Annotated in this window: 16 protein-coding genes; 3 read left to right on the plus strand and 13 right to left on the minus strand. The window is 73.2% G+C overall.

The genetic code is table 11. The features are described from left to right. Positions 1–298 precede the first annotated feature (298 nt). The 3 genes from OHA91_RS08655 to OHA91_RS08665 all read left to right on the plus strand — a co-directional run bounded on the left by OHA91_RS08655 (position 299) and on the right by OHA91_RS08665 (position 2,916). Positions 299–1,999: a M4 family metallopeptidase gene (locus OHA91_RS08655; protein WP_031152178.1), complete on the plus strand. Its 1,701-nt coding sequence runs from the start codon at positions 299–301 to the stop codon at positions 1,997–1,999. A 150-nt stretch (positions 2,000–2,149) separates the two neighbouring features. Next, complete coding sequence (locus OHA91_RS08660; protein WP_051893245.1) at positions 2,150–2,533, plus strand: hypothetical protein; 384 nt, start codon at positions 2,150–2,152, stop codon at positions 2,531–2,533. Positions 2,534–2,721: 188 nt separating this feature from the next. After that, the gene (locus tag OHA91_RS08665; RefSeq protein ID WP_031152174.1) at positions 2,722–2,916 is read left to right on the plus strand and encodes a hypothetical protein; all 195 of its coding nucleotides are present in this window, start codon (positions 2,722–2,724) and stop codon (positions 2,914–2,916) included. Positions 2,917–2,988: 72 nt separating this feature from the next. Here the strand turns inward: OHA91_RS08665 and hypE are convergent, their stop codons facing one another. The 13 genes from hypE to OHA91_RS08725 all read right to left on the minus strand — a co-directional run bounded on the left by hypE (position 2,989) and on the right by OHA91_RS08725 (position 15,107). Beyond that, a complete protein-coding gene (hypE, locus tag OHA91_RS08670; protein WP_408059158.1) occupies positions 2,989–4,056 on the minus strand; it encodes a hydrogenase expression/formation protein HypE in 1,068 nt (355 codons plus the stop codon). Continuing rightward, positions 4,049–5,191 (minus strand): hydrogenase formation protein HypD, encoded by a 1,143-nt coding sequence (hypD, locus tag OHA91_RS08675; RefSeq protein ID WP_031152170.1) that lies wholly within the window; start codon positions 5,189–5,191, stop codon positions 4,049–4,051. The genes hypE and hypD overlap by 8 nt, the downstream gene beginning before the upstream one ends. Continuing rightward, entirely contained in the window at positions 5,188–5,547 is a 360-nt protein-coding gene (locus tag OHA91_RS08680; protein WP_051893244.1) for a HypC/HybG/HupF family hydrogenase formation chaperone, read from the minus strand. The genes hypD and OHA91_RS08680 overlap by 4 nt, the downstream gene beginning before the upstream one ends. Beyond that, positions 5,516–7,927 (minus strand): carbamoyltransferase HypF, encoded by a 2,412-nt coding sequence (gene hypF, locus OHA91_RS08685; protein WP_328738971.1) that lies wholly within the window; start codon positions 7,925–7,927, stop codon positions 5,516–5,518. Before hypF ends, OHA91_RS08680 begins: the two co-directional genes overlap by 32 nt. Continuing rightward, positions 7,927–8,835 (minus strand): hydrogenase nickel incorporation protein HypB, encoded by a 909-nt coding sequence (hypB, locus tag OHA91_RS08690; RefSeq protein ID WP_328738972.1) that lies wholly within the window; start codon positions 8,833–8,835, stop codon positions 7,927–7,929. The genes hypF and hypB overlap by 1 nt, the downstream gene beginning before the upstream one ends. 3 nt (positions 8,836–8,838) lie before the next feature. Further along, positions 8,839–9,234: a hydrogenase maturation nickel metallochaperone HypA/HybF gene (locus OHA91_RS08695; RefSeq protein WP_031152160.1), complete on the minus strand. Its 396-nt coding sequence runs from the start codon at positions 9,232–9,234 to the stop codon at positions 8,839–8,841. A 116-nt stretch (positions 9,235–9,350) separates the two neighbouring features. Next, positions 9,351–9,455 carry a DUF6893 family small protein gene (locus tag OHA91_RS39850; protein ID WP_381622670.1) on the minus strand — a complete coding sequence of 35 codons (105 nt, stop codon included), beginning with the start codon at positions 9,453–9,455 and terminating at the stop codon, positions 9,351–9,353. Further along, on the minus strand, positions 9,452–10,030 hold the full coding sequence (locus tag OHA91_RS08700; protein ID WP_328738973.1) for a hydrogenase maturation protease: 579 nt from the start codon (positions 10,028–10,030) through the stop codon (positions 9,452–9,454). The genes OHA91_RS39850 and OHA91_RS08700 overlap by 4 nt, the downstream gene beginning before the upstream one ends. Further along, the gene (locus tag OHA91_RS08705) at positions 10,027–11,445 is read right to left on the minus strand and encodes a hypothetical protein (RefSeq protein ID WP_031152155.1); all 1,419 of its coding nucleotides are present in this window, start codon (positions 11,443–11,445) and stop codon (positions 10,027–10,029) included. The genes OHA91_RS08700 and OHA91_RS08705 overlap by 4 nt, the downstream gene beginning before the upstream one ends. Next, positions 11,442–12,143 carry a DUF6084 family protein gene (locus tag OHA91_RS08710; protein ID WP_266493187.1) on the minus strand — a complete coding sequence of 234 codons (702 nt, stop codon included), beginning with the start codon at positions 12,141–12,143 and terminating at the stop codon, positions 11,442–11,444. The genes OHA91_RS08705 and OHA91_RS08710 overlap by 4 nt, the downstream gene beginning before the upstream one ends. Beyond that, positions 12,140–12,802, minus strand: coding sequence for a DUF5947 family protein (locus tag OHA91_RS08715; protein ID WP_266493185.1), 663 nt, complete (start codon positions 12,800–12,802; stop codon positions 12,140–12,142). The genes OHA91_RS08710 and OHA91_RS08715 overlap by 4 nt, the downstream gene beginning before the upstream one ends. Beyond that, positions 12,799–13,326, minus strand: a complete 528-nt coding sequence (locus OHA91_RS08720) for a hypothetical protein (protein WP_031152147.1) — start codon at positions 13,324–13,326, stop codon at positions 12,799–12,801. Before OHA91_RS08720 ends, OHA91_RS08715 begins: the two co-directional genes overlap by 4 nt. Then, entirely contained in the window at positions 13,323–15,107 is a 1,785-nt protein-coding gene (locus tag OHA91_RS08725; protein ID WP_328738974.1) for a nickel-dependent hydrogenase large subunit, read from the minus strand. The genes OHA91_RS08720 and OHA91_RS08725 overlap by 4 nt, the downstream gene beginning before the upstream one ends. Positions 15,108–15,113: the final 6 nt, after the last annotated feature.

A 15,113-nucleotide genomic window follows, 5' to 3' on the forward strand; every position in this document is an offset into this window, starting at 1 on the left:
CGGCCAACGGCCGGGCACGCTGCTCCGAGAACAGGCTCCCGACCCCTCCATCGTCGTCTTGCGGTGGCACCCCCGCATCCCCGCATCCACGGCGGATGCCGTTGAACGGGGCACAGTTGAACGGGACACGGCTGTGGGAGCAGGAGCACAGTGCATCCCTACGGGCTGCCCGGTTGCCGCCGGTGTCACCTGATGTGACGTTTGAAGGGGAGGCCGCGAAGGGGACGCGCGCGAAGGGGAGGGGAAGCAGGAGCGGGGGACCCCACCAGGAGCGTCACGAAGGGTCGTGTCATCAGTCATGTCACAGCTCGAAAGCTTCCGCTATCACTTCACCGACGACCCGCAGGCGGACGGCGGGCCTCCAGGGCCCGAGTCGGTGCGCGGGGTGGGCGCCCCGGAGGGCGTCGAAGGGTCCCGCGGTTTCAACTCGGCCGAATCGGCCGCACGGTTCTACCTGGCGGAGAAGCTCGCCGTGGAGGAGTCACCGGCGCTGCGGGAGGCCGTCCGCGAGGACCGGCCCGAGCGGGTGCCCGATCTCGTCCTGAGCATGGAGCGCCGTCAGGCCGGTACGGGCACCACTCTGGTCCGCTTCGAGCAGACCCAGCAGGAGATCCCCGTCTTCGGCGCCGAGGTGCTGGTCGAGATCGACGAGGACCAGCGGCTGGTGTCGATGGACGGCAGGCTCGGCGAGGTGGCGGGCGTCACCCCCGTGCCGGAGCTGTCGGGTACGGAGGCCCTGGAGCGGGTCAAGTCGGCGACCGGGAGCACGGTCGACGCCGCGGAGCTGCCACCGCCCACCTTGACGTACATCAGCCGCAACGATCAGTGGCACCTGGCCTGGCACCTGCGCGAGGTGCCGGCCCAACTGCCCGAGAACCGCCGTGAGGCAGGCCGGCGCGGCCACGGCCTCGGCGCGTCGCCGCGCGAGGCATTCCCGCTCACCGGATACCTCGTCGACGCGCACTCCGGCGAGATCCTCAAGTCGTACGGGATGTCCCCCACGATCACCGTACCGATCAGGCTGGAGGGCGAGGACGAGGTCAGCGCCCGGCAGCGGTTCCACGGCAGCCGGCAGAACGGCTCCTTCCTCCTGCACGACCAGTGGCGGCAGATCGCCACCTACGACATGGGCTTCGCGGACATCGACACCGCCCCGCCGCCGACCGCGGCGATCGGCTCGCCGCAGGCCGACTTCGGTGTCGGCCACCGGGCCGGGGTCTCCGCGCACGTCAATGCCGAGCGGGTGGAGAAGTACTACCGCGACCAGCTCTTCCGCAACGGCATCGACGACGCCGACATGGACCTGGTCTCCCTGGTCAACTGCACCTACCACGAGGACGGACCGGGACCCGAGTGGTTCAACGCCGTCTGGTTCAAGGGGCGGATGTGGTACGGCCAGGTGTCCGAGGGAGGCCGGCTGGTCAGCCTGGCCCGGCATCTCGACATCATCGCGCACGAGATGACCCACGGGGTGATCGAGACCTCCAGCAACCTGATCTACCAGGACCAGTCCGGCGCCCTGAACGAGTCGCTGTCGGACACGATGGGCATCATCATCTCCAACTGGTACCAGGCCCCGGACCGCCACGACGTCGGCACCTGGAGCTGGGAGCTCGGGGCCGGGATGGGCGGCAACGGGAAACCCCTGCGCGACCTGAGCGATCCCACCCGGACCGGCGATCCCGACCACATGGACGACTATCTGAACACGACGCACGACAGCGGCGGGGTGCACACCAACAGCAACATCCACAACAAGGCGATGTTCAACCTGCTCACCTCGGTGGACGCGGCGGGCCGGCCGGTCCTCAAGGTCGAGGAGTGGGCGCTGCTGATCTACCTCGCCCTGGTGCGGCTGCTGAGCACGTCTGACTTCTCGGACATGCGACGCGCCCTGCGGGACGTCACCGGCACGTACCTCTTCGGCAACACCGCGCTGCAGTCCGCCGCCCGGGCTGCGATCGACGAGGCGTACGAGAAGGTGGGCCTCCCCGCCTGAGCCTCCCCGCCTGAGCCCCTGGGCCGGGTCGGCACGTCCGCTCATCCGATGATGACGGTGTCCTGGGCGCGCCGACCCGGCCGCCGTGCGCTGACAGGTGTGGGTGGGGCGTTCCTGGGGAGGCGCACCGCGGGAAGGCGGTGAGCGGTCATGGCGCGGGTGGAGGTGGAGGGGGGCGAGGTCGTGGTGCGGCTGGGGGTGCGCGAGGGCCTGGCGGCGCGGCGGCGGCAGGTGCGCGTACCCGTGTCGGCGCTGCGCGAGGTGCGCGTCGAGAGGAGCTGGTGGCGCGTACTGCGCGGCCGGCCCGGTTCGGGGAGGTGGTCCCCGGGGCGGTGCAGCGGGGTCCGGGACAGGCCGGCCGGGGAGGACTTCGTCGCGGTGAAGGCCGAGAGCACCGTCCTCTGTCTGGAGCTGGCCGAAGGGGCGCCCTTCAGCCGGGTCGCCGTCTCCGTCGACGATCCGGAGCGGGCCGAACGAGAGGTGCGCGCGGCCATGGCGTCCGGGGATGCCGGCGGCCGCTCGCGCGGAGAGTGATGTCACATCCATCATGGCAGGTCAGAGGGTGTGCCCGGCCCTTTCCCGGTCACCTGGAATTGCCGTCAGGCCCTGCTGCGCCGGCCGCCGAGGGACACGACCCGACCGGCTGGGCCCCTGGTTTGGGCAGCGCCGGACGGGTAGCCGCAGGGCAGGGACCGGTACGCACGGAAGGAGTGTGAACGGTCATGGGTGGCGAGACGGGCAAGAAGGAGGAGCGGATCCGCGGGCGGTCGCCGGATCCGGACCGGATGAAGACGGGCGGCCGGCCGCGCACCCCGGACGAGGTCGCGCACGAGCGGGGCCGGGAGGACGCGACGATGCGGGACGTGATGCGGGACCTGGGCGAGCGGGACCTGGACGACATGCGGGACGACCGCTGACCGGACCCGCCCGCCGCCCACCCGACCCGCCCCGCTCGCCGCCGCCCGGACGGAGCGGCCCCGGGCCGGGCGTCAGCAGATGCGCGGCAGCTGCTCACCGATCGGGAGGTCGACCACACGCGTGCCGCCGAGGGCGGTACGGGCCACGACCAGGCCCGGGTGGGCGTCCACGGCCTCGCCGATGACCGTCGCCGCCCGCCCGAGCGGATGGGCGCGCATCGCGTCCATTACGGCCTCGGCGTGCTCGCGCGGCACGAAGGCCACCAGCTTGCCCTCGTTCGCCACGTACAGCGGGTCGAGGCCGAGGATCGCGCACGCGTTGGCGACGGCCGCGGGGACCGGGACGCTGCGCTCCCGGATCACGACCCCGGTGCCCGAGGCGGCCGCGATCTCGTTCAGGGAGGCGGCGAGGCCGCCCCGGGTGGGGTCGCGCAGGACGTGCAGGTCGGGGGTGACGGCGAGCATGCTCTGGACGAGACCGCCGAGGGCGGCGCAGTCGCTCTCGACGTCCACGCCGAACTCCAGGCCCTCCCGGACACTCATGATCGCCACCCCGTGGAGGCCGATCTCTCCGCTGACGATCACGACGTCGCCCGGTACGACACGCTGCGGACGCAGGTCCACCCCGTCGGGGATGATCCCGATGCCCGCGGTGTTGATGTAGACGCCGTCGCCGTGGCCCGCCTCGACGACCTTGGTGTCGCCGGTGGCGATCTCCACGCCCGCCGTCCGTGCGGCGGCGCCCATGGCCTCGGCCACGCGCGCCACCACCGACATCTCGATGCCCTCCTCCAGGATGAACCCGCAGGACAGGTACGCCGCGCGCGCTCCGCTCATGGCCAGGTCGTTCACCGTGCCGTTGACCGCGAGGTCGCCGATGCCGCCGCCCGGGAAGAACAGCGGCCGCACCACGTAGGAGTCGGTCGAGAACGCCAGCCGGACGCCCCCGAGGGAGACGGCCGCCGAGTCTCCCAGCTGGGCCAGCACGTCACCGCCGAAGGCGGGGGCGAAGAGGTGCTCGACCAGCTCGGCGGAGAGTGCGCCACCGCCGCCGTGGCCCATCACCACGCGCGGACGGTCGCGCAGCGGGGCCGGGCAGGTCCAGCCCGTGATGTCGAGGGTGGTACCGGCGTCAGACAACGGGGCTCGCCTCCTGCGGGGTGGTCGCGGCGGCGGGAACGGTCCCCAGTTCGAGCCGCCGGTAGAGGTAGTACGCGGCGCAGGCGCCCTCGCTGGAGACCATCGTGGCGCCGAGCGGGCTGCGCGGGGTGCACAGGGTGCCGAACGCCTCGCACTCGTGCGGTTTCAGCAGCCCCTGGAGCACCTCGCCGCTGCGGCACTCGGCCGGCTCCCGGGTGTTGATGCCGCTGACCGAGAAGCGGTGTTCGGCGTCGAAGTCGCGGTAGCGGGCGGACAGCCGCCACCCGCTGTCCGGGATCACGCCGATGCCGCGCCAGGCCCGGTCGGTGACCTCGAAGACGTCCTCCAGCATGGCGAGGGCCGCCGGGTTGCCCTCCGGGCGGACGGCGCGCGCGTAGGCGTTGTCGACGGTGTGCTCGCCGCGTTCCAGCTGCCGCACGGCCCGGCGCACGCCCTCCAGGATGTCCAGCGGCTCGAAGCCCGTCACCACGATGGGTACGCGGTGGCGCGCGGCCAGCTCGGGGTACTCGCTCACACCCATCACGCTGCACACGTGCCCGGCGGCCAGGAAGCCCTGGACGCGGCAGCTCGGCGACTGCATGATCGCCTCGATCGCCGGGGGCACCCGGACGTGGGACACCAGCAGGCTGAAGTTGTGGATGCCGAGCTTCTTCGCCTGGTGGACGGTCATGGCGTTGGGCGGGGCGGTGGTCTCGAAGCCGATGCCGAAGAACACCACCTGGCGCTGCGGGTTCTCCTGGGCGACGCGCAGGGCGTCGAGCGGAGAGTAGACGACGCGTACGTCGCCGCCCTCGCTGCGCACCTGGAACAGGTCGCGGCCGGTGCCGGGCACCCGGAGCATGTCCCCGAAGGAACAGAAGATCACGTCGGGGCGGGAGGCGATCTCCAGTGCCTTGTCGATGACCTCGAGCGGGGTGACGCACACCGGACAGCCCGGGCCGTGGATCAACTCGACCTGCTCGGGCAGGAGTTGGTCGATGCCGTGCCGGATGATGGTGTGGGTCTGGCCGCCGCAGACCTCCATGAGGGCCCAGGGGCGGGTCACGGTGGCGTGGATGTCGTCGAGCAGCCGGCGCGCGAGGGCGGGGTCCTGGAACTCTTCGATGTACTTCACGGCCGGCCTTCTTCCTGGACGTGCTGGGGTGCGGTGGCCTCTCCCCCGAACGGGCCGTCGGCGAAGGGCCAGGGGGAGTCGGCGCCGGCCTGGGCGGCCGCCTGCTCCCACGGGTCGCCGAACTCCTCCTGGAGCATGCCGAGTTCCTCGAAGAGCGCGAGGGTCTGCCGGGCCGACTCCTCGTCGAGGCGCTGGAGGGCGAAGCCGACGTGGACGATGGCGTACTCGCCCACCTGAAGGTCCGGCAGGTACTCCAGGCACACCTCCTTCTGCACGCCGCCGAAGTCGACGGTAGCCATGCGGGTGCCGTCCTTCTCCCCGATGTCAAGCACTCTGCCGGGTACCGCCAGGCACATGGGCTTCTCCTTGCTGTGGGTGGTGCGGGTACTGCTCCGGGGCGGCGGCCGCCGCCACCATGAGCTGGCCGAGGGACAGCCCGCCGTCGTTCGGGGGGACCCGGCCGTGGCGCAGGACGGTGAACCCGGAGGCCCGCAGGGTGCGGGCGCACGCGGAGGACAGCAGGGTGTTGGCGAAGACGCCGCCGGTCAGCGCGACGGTGTCCAGGCCGTGCCGCTCGCGCGCGAGTGCGCAGAGCTCGGCGACGAGGGCGGTGACGCCGGCGTGGAAGCCGGCGGCGATCAGCCCCGGTTCCCGGCCCGCGCGTACGTCGGCCACCACGGCCGTCAGCAGCGGCGCCGGGTCGGCGACCACCGGGCCGGCGCCGGGGCGCTCCGGGACGCGCAGCCCGAAGGCGTAGCCGGGGCCGGCGGCAGAGGCCTCCAGGGCCGCGGCCTCCAGCTCGATCGCGGCCTGTGCCTCGTAGCCGGCGTGGTGGCAAACGCCGGCCAGCGAGGAGACGGCGTCGAAGAGCCGCCCCATGCTGGAGGTCGGGACGCAGTTCAGGCCGCGCTCCAACTGGCGTTCCAGTACGTGCAGTTCGTCGGGCGGGCAGGCGGCGACGCAGGGGAGGTCCGGGGTGCGGGCCAGGCCTGCGGCCCGCAGATGGGCCAGGGCCATCCGGTACGGGCGGTGCACCGCCGCGTCACCGCCGGGCAGCGGCACGTAGCCGAGGTGGGCGAAGCGGGTGTAGCCGGCGTAGTCGGCGAGGAGGACCTCGCCGCCCCACACGGCGCCGTCGTCGCCGTAGCCGGTGCCGTCGAAGGCGACGCCGATCACCGGGTGTTCGCCGTCGAGGCCGTGTTCCGCGAGGGCGGAGGCGATGTGCGCGTGGTGGTGCTGCACGCGGACGAGCGGGCGGGATCCCGTGGTGCGCCGCGCCCACTGGGCGGAGCGGTAGCCCGGGTGCCGGTCCGCCGCGAGGAGTACGGGGCGGACGCCGGTGATGGACTCCAGCTGCCGCTCGGCGCGTTCGAGGGCGTACTGGGTGGCGAGGTCGTCCATGTCGCCGATGTGGGCGGACAGCCAGGCGCGGCGTCCCTCGCCGAGGCAGAAGGTGTTCTTCAGGTCGCCGCCGGCGGCGAGGGTCGCGGGGACCGGCAGCGGCAGTGTCATCGGGAGCGGGGCGTAGCCGCGGGCGCGCCGTACGGTCAGCGTCTCGCCGTCGCAGACCCGCACCACGGAGTCGTCGCACGGCACGTGGATGGGGCGGTCGTGGGTGAGCCAGGCGTCGGCGAGGCCGGCGAGCCGTTCCAGGGCCTCGTCGTCGTCGGTGACGATGGGCTCCCCGGCGAGGTTCCCGCTGGTCATGACGAGCAGGCGGGGGCCGGGCGGGTCACCGGGCAGGCCGAGCAGCAGGTGGTGGACCGGGGTGTACGGGAGCATCACGCCGAGGTCGGGACAGCGCGGGGCGACCCCTTCGGCGAGTGCGCCCGCCGGGCCCCCGGGGTCCGCGCCGGCGCGGCGGCGCAGCAGCACGACGGGCCGTACGCCGCCCTCCAGCAGGGCGCGCTCCTCGGGGCCGATGTAGGCGTACCGTTCGGCGTCGCGGATGTCCCGGGCCATGAGGGCGAAGGGCTTGTCGCCGCGGGCCTTGCGGCGGCGCAGCTCGGCCACGGCTCCCGGGTGGGTGGCGTCGCAGGCGAGGTGGTAGCCGCCGAGGCCCTTGACGGCGAGGATCGCCCCGGCCGCCAGGAGTCGGCGGGCCCCGGCGATCGGGTCCTCGTCCGGGGTCTCGCAGGGGGGCCGCCCGGTCCGCCCGGTGAGCAGGGTCAGCCGGGGGCCGCAGGCCGGGCAGGCGACCGGCTGGGCGTGGAACCGGCGGTCGGCGGGATCGCCGTACTCGCGGGCGCAGTCGGGGCACATGGGGAAGCGGGCCATGGTGGTGTGGGCGCGGTCGTAGGGCAGCCCGGTGACGATGGTGAACCGCGGCCCGCAGTGGGTGCAGGTGATGAAGGGGTGCCGGTGGCGCCGGTCGGCCGGGTCGGCGAGCTCGGCGAGGCAGTCGGCGCAGGTGGCGACGTCCGGGGAGACGAGCGTGCGCGCGGGGCCACCGGTGCGGGAGGCGATGATGGTGAATCCGGCGCCGCCCGCGACGGGGACCTCGTGGTGGTCGACGGCGTCCACGACCGCCAGCGGGGGCGCGTCCGCCGCGAGGTGCTCGCAGAACCGCGAGACGGCGGCCGGGGCGCCCTCGACCTCGGCGACGACGCCCTCGGGGGTGTTGGTGACGTGCCCGGCGAGGCCGAGCCCGGTCGCGCGCGTGTAGAGGTAGGGGCGGAAGCCGACGCCCTGGACCACGCCGCGGACGGTGACGCGGCGGCGCTGGACCGCCTCCATCAGCGGGGCTGCGCGGCGGGCCGGACGTGCGGGTGCGGGTGCGCGTGATCGTGGTCGTGGTCGTGATCGGGGCCGGGAAGGTGGTCCGGGCCGTGGGAGTGGCCGGGGCCGTGGTGGTGGTGATGGTCGTCGGCCCCGTGGTCATGACCGTGCCCGTGCCCGTGCAGGTGTCCGTGGTCGTGCCCGTGCAGGTGGCCGTGGTCGTGGCCCTGCGCCTGCTGTCGGCCGGCCATCACCGGGGTGTGCGTCCCGGTCCCGTCCCCGGCCGCCAGCGCCCGGTCGAGCAGGAGCCCGAGGCCCTCGCCCCTGCGGGCCGAGGTCATGATGATCTCCACACCGGGGTTGACGCGTTCGACGTTGGCGCGGAAGGCGGCCTCGTCGAATTCGACGGCGTGCGCGATGTCGGTCTTGGTGACGACCACCAGCTGCGCCAGCCCGAAGGCGGTCGGGTACTTCAGCGGCTTGTCCTCGCCCTCGGTCACCGAGGCGAGCACCACCCGCAGCGACTCCCCCAGGTCGTAACTCGCCGGGCAGACCAGGTTCCCCACGTTCTCCACGAAGAGGATCCGAGTGTCCTCGGGCAGCCAGCCGTCCAGGTGCCGGCCGAGCATCCCGGCCTCCAGGTGGCACAGCCCGTCCGTGAGGACCTGCTTGACCGGTACGCCCGAACGGGCCAGCCGCAGCGCGTCGTTCTCGGTGGCCAGGTCCGCGGTGAGTGCGGCGACCGGCACCGATCGTTCACGCGCCAGGAGCAGTTCGCGCTCCAGGAGCGCCGTCTTGCCGCTGCCGGGGCTGGAGAGCAGGTTGACCACCGTCGTACCGCGGGCGGTGAGTCCGGTGCGCAGGGCCTGGGCGGCGTCGTCGTTCTTGGCGAGTACCGCCTGCCGCAGATCGACCACTCGGCACATGGTTCAGGCCTCCTCGGGAATCGGTTCGCGGGTACGGGCGCCGGCGGGGCCGTCCTCCCAGCGGACGCTGAGGATCTCCAGCTCGCGGCCCGACAGCAGTTCCACGTCCGTGGCCCTGCCGCATCCGGGGCAGCACAGCTCGGGGGGCATCCCCACGGCCCAGGTGCCGGGGCAGGTCGCGCAGCGGGCGCGGGCCGCCACGGATTCGGTGACGAGCTCGGCGCCGTCGAGAACCGTTCCGGCACAGGCCAGTTCGAAGCAGAAGGCCAGCGCGTCGGGCACCACCCCCGCCAGCTCGCCCACCCGGAGCCGTACGGACGTGACGGCGTGCGCGCCGGCCGCCGCGGCGGCTTCTTCCACCTGGCCCACGACGGCCATGGCGATCGACATCTCGTGCATCGGACTCCGTCCTGCCGGGGCTCATTACACCGGCGGGACGGGGTTGCGGCGGGCGGGCACGCCGATGCGCCGCACCCCCCGTACGCCGTTCGGCGGGGGGCACGGCGGCAGCGGTGTCACATCCGGCGCATGCGCAGGTAGCGCCTGAGGTCGGGAAGGACCTGGAGCACGACGGCGGCGAGGGCGGCGAGAGCGGCCCCGCTGATGACAGCCTTCTTCATGGGGTTCTCCTCAGTTCACGGCGGGGTGCGCCGGCTTCGTCGGGAGCCGGACGGTCGAGCAGGTCGAGGGCCATGCGGACGGCCTCCGGTACCGCGGCGGCCACGGGCGCGCTCAGTCCGATGCCCTCCTCGACGCAGGCCGGTTCACAGCCGAGGACCAGCGTGCGCCGCGGAGGGGTGGCGCCGGTTCCGGCGCACAGGGCGCCCAGCAGGGCGAGGACGGTGTCGGGCGACATGTGGTGGCCGTCGAGCACGGGCCCTTCGCCGGGTCCTGCTGCCTGCGTGCCGGCACCCGCATCGGCACCGGCACCCGCACCGGCGCCCGTCTCCGCCTCCGCCTCGATGAGGTAGAGGGTGCCCGGTGCGCTGCCGCGGGCGGTGGCGTCGACCAGGACGAGCGTGTCGTAGCCGTCGAGGAGCTGGTAGGCGAGGTGGACCCCGCGCACGCCGAAGTCGACCACCTCGACCCCGTCGGGCAGGGGGTGCGCGGAAAGGGCCCGCACGGTCTCCACGCCGAAGCCGTCGTCGCCGAGGAAGACGTTGCCGATGCCCGCGATCAGGACCTTGGGGCTCACGCGTCCTCCAACAGGGTGACCTCGTCGGGCTGGAAGTAGAGGAAGCGGCCCTGTTCCCGGCGGATGTCCGCGCCGGGGTCGTCCTCCACCGTGACGGCGAGGTGCACTCCCCCGTCGACGTCGTGCAGGACGGCCTCGACCTGTGCGGCGCGGCCGTGCAGGAAGAGGTCCTGGGCGTCGGTGCGGCGCGGTCCGGGGCGGAGCAGGACGCGGCTGCCCGGGCCGACGGGGGCGCCGTCGATCGTGACGCGGTCGCGGGCCGGATCGGCGGTGTCGGCGCCGGCCGGGTCCCACCAGGGGGTGTCCGGTCTGAAGACCGCTTCCTCGTCGGGGACTTCGCAGATCTGCTCCGGGCCGTCCGGGCCGGTGACCTCCCGCAGGGAGCGCACCGCGCCGTGCAGCCGTTCCAGCACCTCGGGGGGCAGGGAGTCGGCGAGGTCGATGACGGCGGCCGCCCGGGCGTCGGTGCCGCGCGCCTCGCGCTTCTCCTGGTCGGTCAGGGCTGCCGTGCGCAGGGCGAGGATCTCGTCGATCTCGGTGGCGTCGTACATGGCGCCCGCGCTCTCGGGGGCGATGGCCGGGTGGTCCTCCAGGATGATCGGGGAGGACAGGACCACGTCGGCGCGGCCCGCCTCGCCCGCGAGCACCGGCCAGGTGTGGCGGTTCTCGCAGTCGGCGACGGCCTCCCGGGCCCATTCGGGCGGGTCGGTCATCGACAGGAAGGAACCGGAGTCGAGGCCGAGCAGGAGGTGGGCGGCGACCAGCGAGCGGGGCAGGGCCGCTTCCCGGTCGGCGTCGGATCCGGCCGCGGGGGTCCACGGGCTGGTGTTCTCCACGACGGCCGTGAGCCGGAACACCCGGTAGGCACTGTCGAGTTCGACGGCCCGCAGCCGCAGTACGCCCTCGATCTCCTCGGTGCGCCGCACCAGGCGGCCCGCCGTCCGCCCGTCGGCGTCGAGGACGGGCTCGATGCCGTCGCGGGCGGGGCGGGCGAACGGCACGCAGATGCCGTCCCCCGCCAACCCGCTCACGGGCACGGCCAGTTCGACGCGCTCCTCGGTTCCCTCGTCCCAGGGGACGAGGACCCGGTCGGCCAGGTGCAGTTCGTCGGCGTCGGCGAAGCCGCCGCCGTCCAGCGCCTGCTGGACCGTACGCCGCTGCGCGTGCAGGAACCGCAGCTCCAGGGCGAGCGTCGCGTCGCCCTTCGGCTCCATCAGGATCTCGGTCCGCTGGAAGGCGTGCTCGCCGTGGGCCGGGCCCCATGCCGGGGGCACGAGGACCCCGAACTGCCAGCGCATCCGGTTCTTGGCGGCGGAGGCCCGGTACGGGTAGAGCACGTACCCCTCGAGGAGGACGGCGTCGGCCACCTGCCGGGCGGCCGCGAAGCGCTGGTCCGCGGTGGTGGTCGCGGTCACGGGGCGGTCCTCTCGGTGAGGCGCGGACGCAGCGCACCCAGCCGGACGGCCCCGGGCGGGGGCGGCTGCGCGGGGTCGGCCGCGTCCAGCAGGGCGCGTACGGTCGCCTCCCAGGAGGCGAGCGCGTGGCGGGAGCGGTAGGCGAGCAGCTCGGCCATGGTGTCGGCCGGCAGCCGGAGCCAGCCGCACCCGGGGAAGTGCTGCTCGACCATCTCGCGCCAGACGGCCACGGGCATCCGGTACGCGGCTTCGCGGTCCCAGGGCACCGGCTCGACCCGGAAGCCGCCGTCGCCGGTGAAGGCGGTGCCGGAGAACAGCATCAGCAGCGGGACTTCGCCGTCCTGGAGGGCTTCGAAGTACCGGGTCGCGGCGATGTCCATGTCGTAGGTGCAGGGCACGACGAGGTCCGCCTCGGTCTCCCCGGTGAAGCCTGGCACCATCACCGACACCATGGCGAACTGCACCGGCTGGAGCGTGGAGCCCCACCGGGAGCGTTCGCCGAACAGGTCGGCGAGGCCCTCCGCCTCGGCGGGGCCGTAGCCGCGCCGGGCCGGTTCGATGCGGATCTGGCAGCGCAGGGCGAGGGCGTGCACGCGGGTGTCCGGGTCGGCGGTGACGCGCAGCCGGAAGACGAGGGTGGGGCCGGCGGCGTACGGGTCGGCCCGCACCCCGGTGCAGGTGAAGCCGAAGCCCGTCATGACCGGTCCCCCGCGGGGTTTGCGGGGGCCACGGGCCTGGCCCGCCGTTCGACGTCGTCGAAGAAGGCGCCGAGGGCGGCCCGGGCCTCGGCCCCTCCGTCGAAGCCCTGCCACAGCATCCGCATCCGGCCGACCAGTTCGTAACAGACGTCGATCGGCACGAGGTAGCAGCCGGAGCGGCCCTCCCAGCGGTGCACGAGCAGGGCTTCCGTGTCGGGTTCGAGCAGGGCGGCCAGGGGCCCGCCGTCGAGGACCTGCTGCCAGGTCTGCGGATCGAGTTCGCTCTCGGTCGCCCCGGCCGGGCTGGGGTAGAGGGCGACCAGCCGGTCCAGTGCGGCGTTGCGGAAGAAGAAGGCGACGCCGACGGGGATCTGGAGCCGTTCCCACACCCCGGCGTCGAGCCGGTGGTCCGGGTCGGTCAGGTACCGGTCGGGGACCGCCCGGTAGCGGCCGGTCCGGGCGCCGGGCCGGTCGAACAGCAGCGAGCAGGCGGTGCAGGCGCAGACCAGCGTCCGCTTCTCGGTCTCCACCAGGTGGCGGTGCCCGTCCGGGGGCACCGCCACCCCGCACAGCTCGCAGGTCTCGGGCCGGGGCGGGCGCGGGCCGGCGAACCGGCGCAGCCCGCGCGGGCCCCCCGTACGCAGGGCGGGCCCGCTCACGAGACCCGCGCCGGGCTGTGCGGCCGGGTGCCGATCTGCAGCAGCGGGGGCTGCGGGGCCGGGGCGGGCTCCATCTCCACGCTGGTGACCTCGGGGGCGAAGCAGGTCAGGGCGTCCTCCAGCGTCCGCCGGGCGGCCTCCTCGCCGCCGGGGCCGCAGCCGCAGCCGGTGGGGGCGGCAGCGGGGCGCAGCCGCAGGACACCGGTGGCCTCGTCGAAGCCGAGCAGTTCCACCGGGTCGGCCGCGCCGGCCAGGGCGCGGGCGATCCGGGTGTGCACGTCCTCGGGGTGCAGGCCGTGCAGGGACAGCAGGCTCGCCACGAGCTCGTCGTCCGCGGCCGCGGCCAGCGGGCCGTTGCCCAGCTTCTCGGCGATCCGGGCGAGCCCGGCGCCGTAGAACTCCATGAGCACCCGCACCAGTTCCTCGGCGGCCGCGCACGCCTCGCGGTCCCCGGTGGCGGCCAGCCGGTCGAGGACCTCCTCGACGCGGCGGCCCGCCTCCCGGGCGTCGACGGCCGCGCTCATCCGCCCAGTCCGCTCAGGCCGGTGGGAACGTGCATCGTCTTCACGGTCTTGCCGCCGCCGACGTACATGTGGACGCCGCAGGGCAGGCAGGGGTCGAAGCTGCGCACGGCGCGCATGATGTCGATGCCCTTGAAGTTCTCCGGGGTGTTCTCCTCGAAGATCGGGGTGTTCTGCACGGCGTCCTCGTACGGTCCGGGCGTGCCGAAGGTGTCGCGGGTGCTGGCGTTCCACGGCGTCGGCGGGTAGGGGTGGTAGTTGGCGATCTTGCCGTCGCGGATGACCATGTGGTGCGAGAGGACGCCCCGGACGGCCTCGGTGAAGCCGACGCCGATGGACTCGTCCGGCACCTCGAACTTCTCCCAGGTCTGGGTGCGTCCCGCGCGGACCTCGGCGAGGCCCATCTCGGCGCAGTGCAGGGCGATGCCGGCCGCGTACGCCTGGAAGTAGGTGCGGGCGCGGTTGCGCTCCAGCGCGTTGCTCCACTTCGGGATCTTCCACTCGAAGCGGGTCTCGGGCTTGGTCATCGTGCGGGGCAGGTTGATGACGACGCTGTGCCCGGTGGCCTTGACGTAGCCGACGTCGACGAGGCCGGACAGGGCCGTGGACCACAGGCGGGCGATGGGGCCGCCGCCGGTGTCGAGGGCGAGGTGGTCCTTGCCGTCGAACCAGCGGGGTGACATCACCCAGCTGTACTTGTCGTCGAAGTTGCGCTTCTGCGGGGCCGGGATGGTGTGCTGGTTCCACGGGTGGCGGGGGTCGACCGGGTTGCCGAGCGGGTCGTGCGTGACGAACTGCTCCTTGCCCTCCCAGTCGTCGTAGTACGAGCTGCCGAGCAGGATGCGGATGCCGAGGTTGATCTCGGTGAGGTCGTTGGTGACGAGTTTGCCGTCCACGACGACGCCCGGGGTGACGAACATCTTCCGTCCCCACTCGGTCATGTTGGCGTAGGTGAAGTCGCAGTGCTCGGGGTCGTTGAGCGCGCCCCAGCAGCCCAGGAGCACCCGGCGGCGGCCGACCTCCTCGTAGCCGGGCAGGGCCTCGTAGAAGAAGTCGAAGAGGTCGTCGTGGAGCGGGACGACGCGCTTCATGAACTCGACGTAGCGCATGAGCCGGCTCATGTAGTCCGTGAAGAGCTGGACGGAGGCGACGGTGCCGACGCCTCCCGGGTAGAGCGTGGAGGGGTGCACGTGGCGCCCCTCCATCAGGCAGAACATCTCGCGCGTGTAGCGGCTGACCTGGAGGGCCTCGCGGTAGAACTCGCCCTCGATGGGGTTGAGGGAGCGCATGATGTCGGCGATGGTGCGGTAGCCGTGGTCGCCGGCGTGCGGGGCCTCGGTGCGCTCGGCCAGTTCCAGGACGCCGGGGTTGGTCTCGCGGACCATCTTCTCGCAGTAGTCGACCCCGACCAGGTTCTCCTGGAAGATGTTGTGGTCGAACATGTACTCCGCGGACTCGCCCAGGTTGATGATCCACTCGCCGAGGTGCGGCGGCTTCACCCCGTAGGCCATGTTCTGCGCGTAGACGGAACAGGTGGCGTGGTTGTCGCCGCAGATCCCGCAGATGCGGCTGGTGATGAAGTGCGCGTCGCGGGGGTCCTTGCCGCGCATGAAGACGCTGTAGCCGCGGAAGACCGACGAGGTGCTGTAGCACTCCGCGACGCGCTTCTGCTTGAAGTCGATCTTCGTGTGGATGCCGAGGCTGCCGACGATCCGCGTGATCGGATCCCAGGCCATCTCCACCAGGCCGCTGCCGTCACCGGCCGCCTTCGTGTTCGCTGCCATCGTTTC

Source organism: Streptomyces erythrochromogenes, from assembly GCF_036170895.1.
Taxonomy (GTDB): domain Bacteria; phylum Actinomycetota; class Actinomycetes; order Streptomycetales; family Streptomycetaceae; genus Streptomyces; species Streptomyces erythrochromogenes.

Excerpts from the sequence above, each read along its gene's own strand:
- OHA91_RS08665 (WP_031152174.1), top strand. The coding sequence starts at position 2,722 with ATGGGTGGCGAGACGGGCAAGAAGGAGGAGCGGATCCGCGGGCGGTCG.
- OHA91_RS08720 (WP_031152147.1), bottom strand. The coding sequence starts at position 13,326 with ATGAGCGCGGCCGTCGACGCCCGGGAGGCGGGCCGCCGCGTCGAGGAG.
- hypB (WP_328738972.1), bottom strand. The coding sequence starts at position 8,835 with ATGTGCCGAGTGGTCGATCTGCGGCAGGCGGTACTCGCCAAGAACGAC.
- OHA91_RS39850 (WP_381622670.1), bottom strand. The coding sequence starts at position 9,455 with ATGAAGAAGGCTGTCATCAGCGGGGCCGCTCTCGCCGCCCTCGCCGCC.
- OHA91_RS08660 (WP_051893245.1), top strand. The coding sequence starts at position 2,150 with ATGGCGCGGGTGGAGGTGGAGGGGGGCGAGGTCGTGGTGCGGCTGGGG.
- OHA91_RS08695 (WP_031152160.1), bottom strand. The coding sequence starts at position 9,234 with ATGCACGAGATGTCGATCGCCATGGCCGTCGTGGGCCAGGTGGAAGAA.
- OHA91_RS08680 (WP_051893244.1), bottom strand. The coding sequence starts at position 5,547 with ATGTGCCTGGCGGTACCCGGCAGAGTGCTTGACATCGGGGAGAAGGAC.
- OHA91_RS08725 (WP_328738974.1), bottom strand. The coding sequence starts at position 15,107 with ATGGCAGCGAACACGAAGGCGGCCGGTGACGGCAGCGGCCTGGTGGAG.
- OHA91_RS08710 (WP_266493187.1), bottom strand. The coding sequence starts at position 12,143 with ATGACGGGCTTCGGCTTCACCTGCACCGGGGTGCGGGCCGACCCGTAC.
- OHA91_RS08655 (WP_031152178.1), top strand. The coding sequence starts at position 299 with ATGTCACAGCTCGAAAGCTTCCGCTATCACTTCACCGACGACCCGCAG.
- hypF (WP_328738971.1), bottom strand. The coding sequence starts at position 7,927 with ATGGAGGCGGTCCAGCGCCGCCGCGTCACCGTCCGCGGCGTGGTCCAG.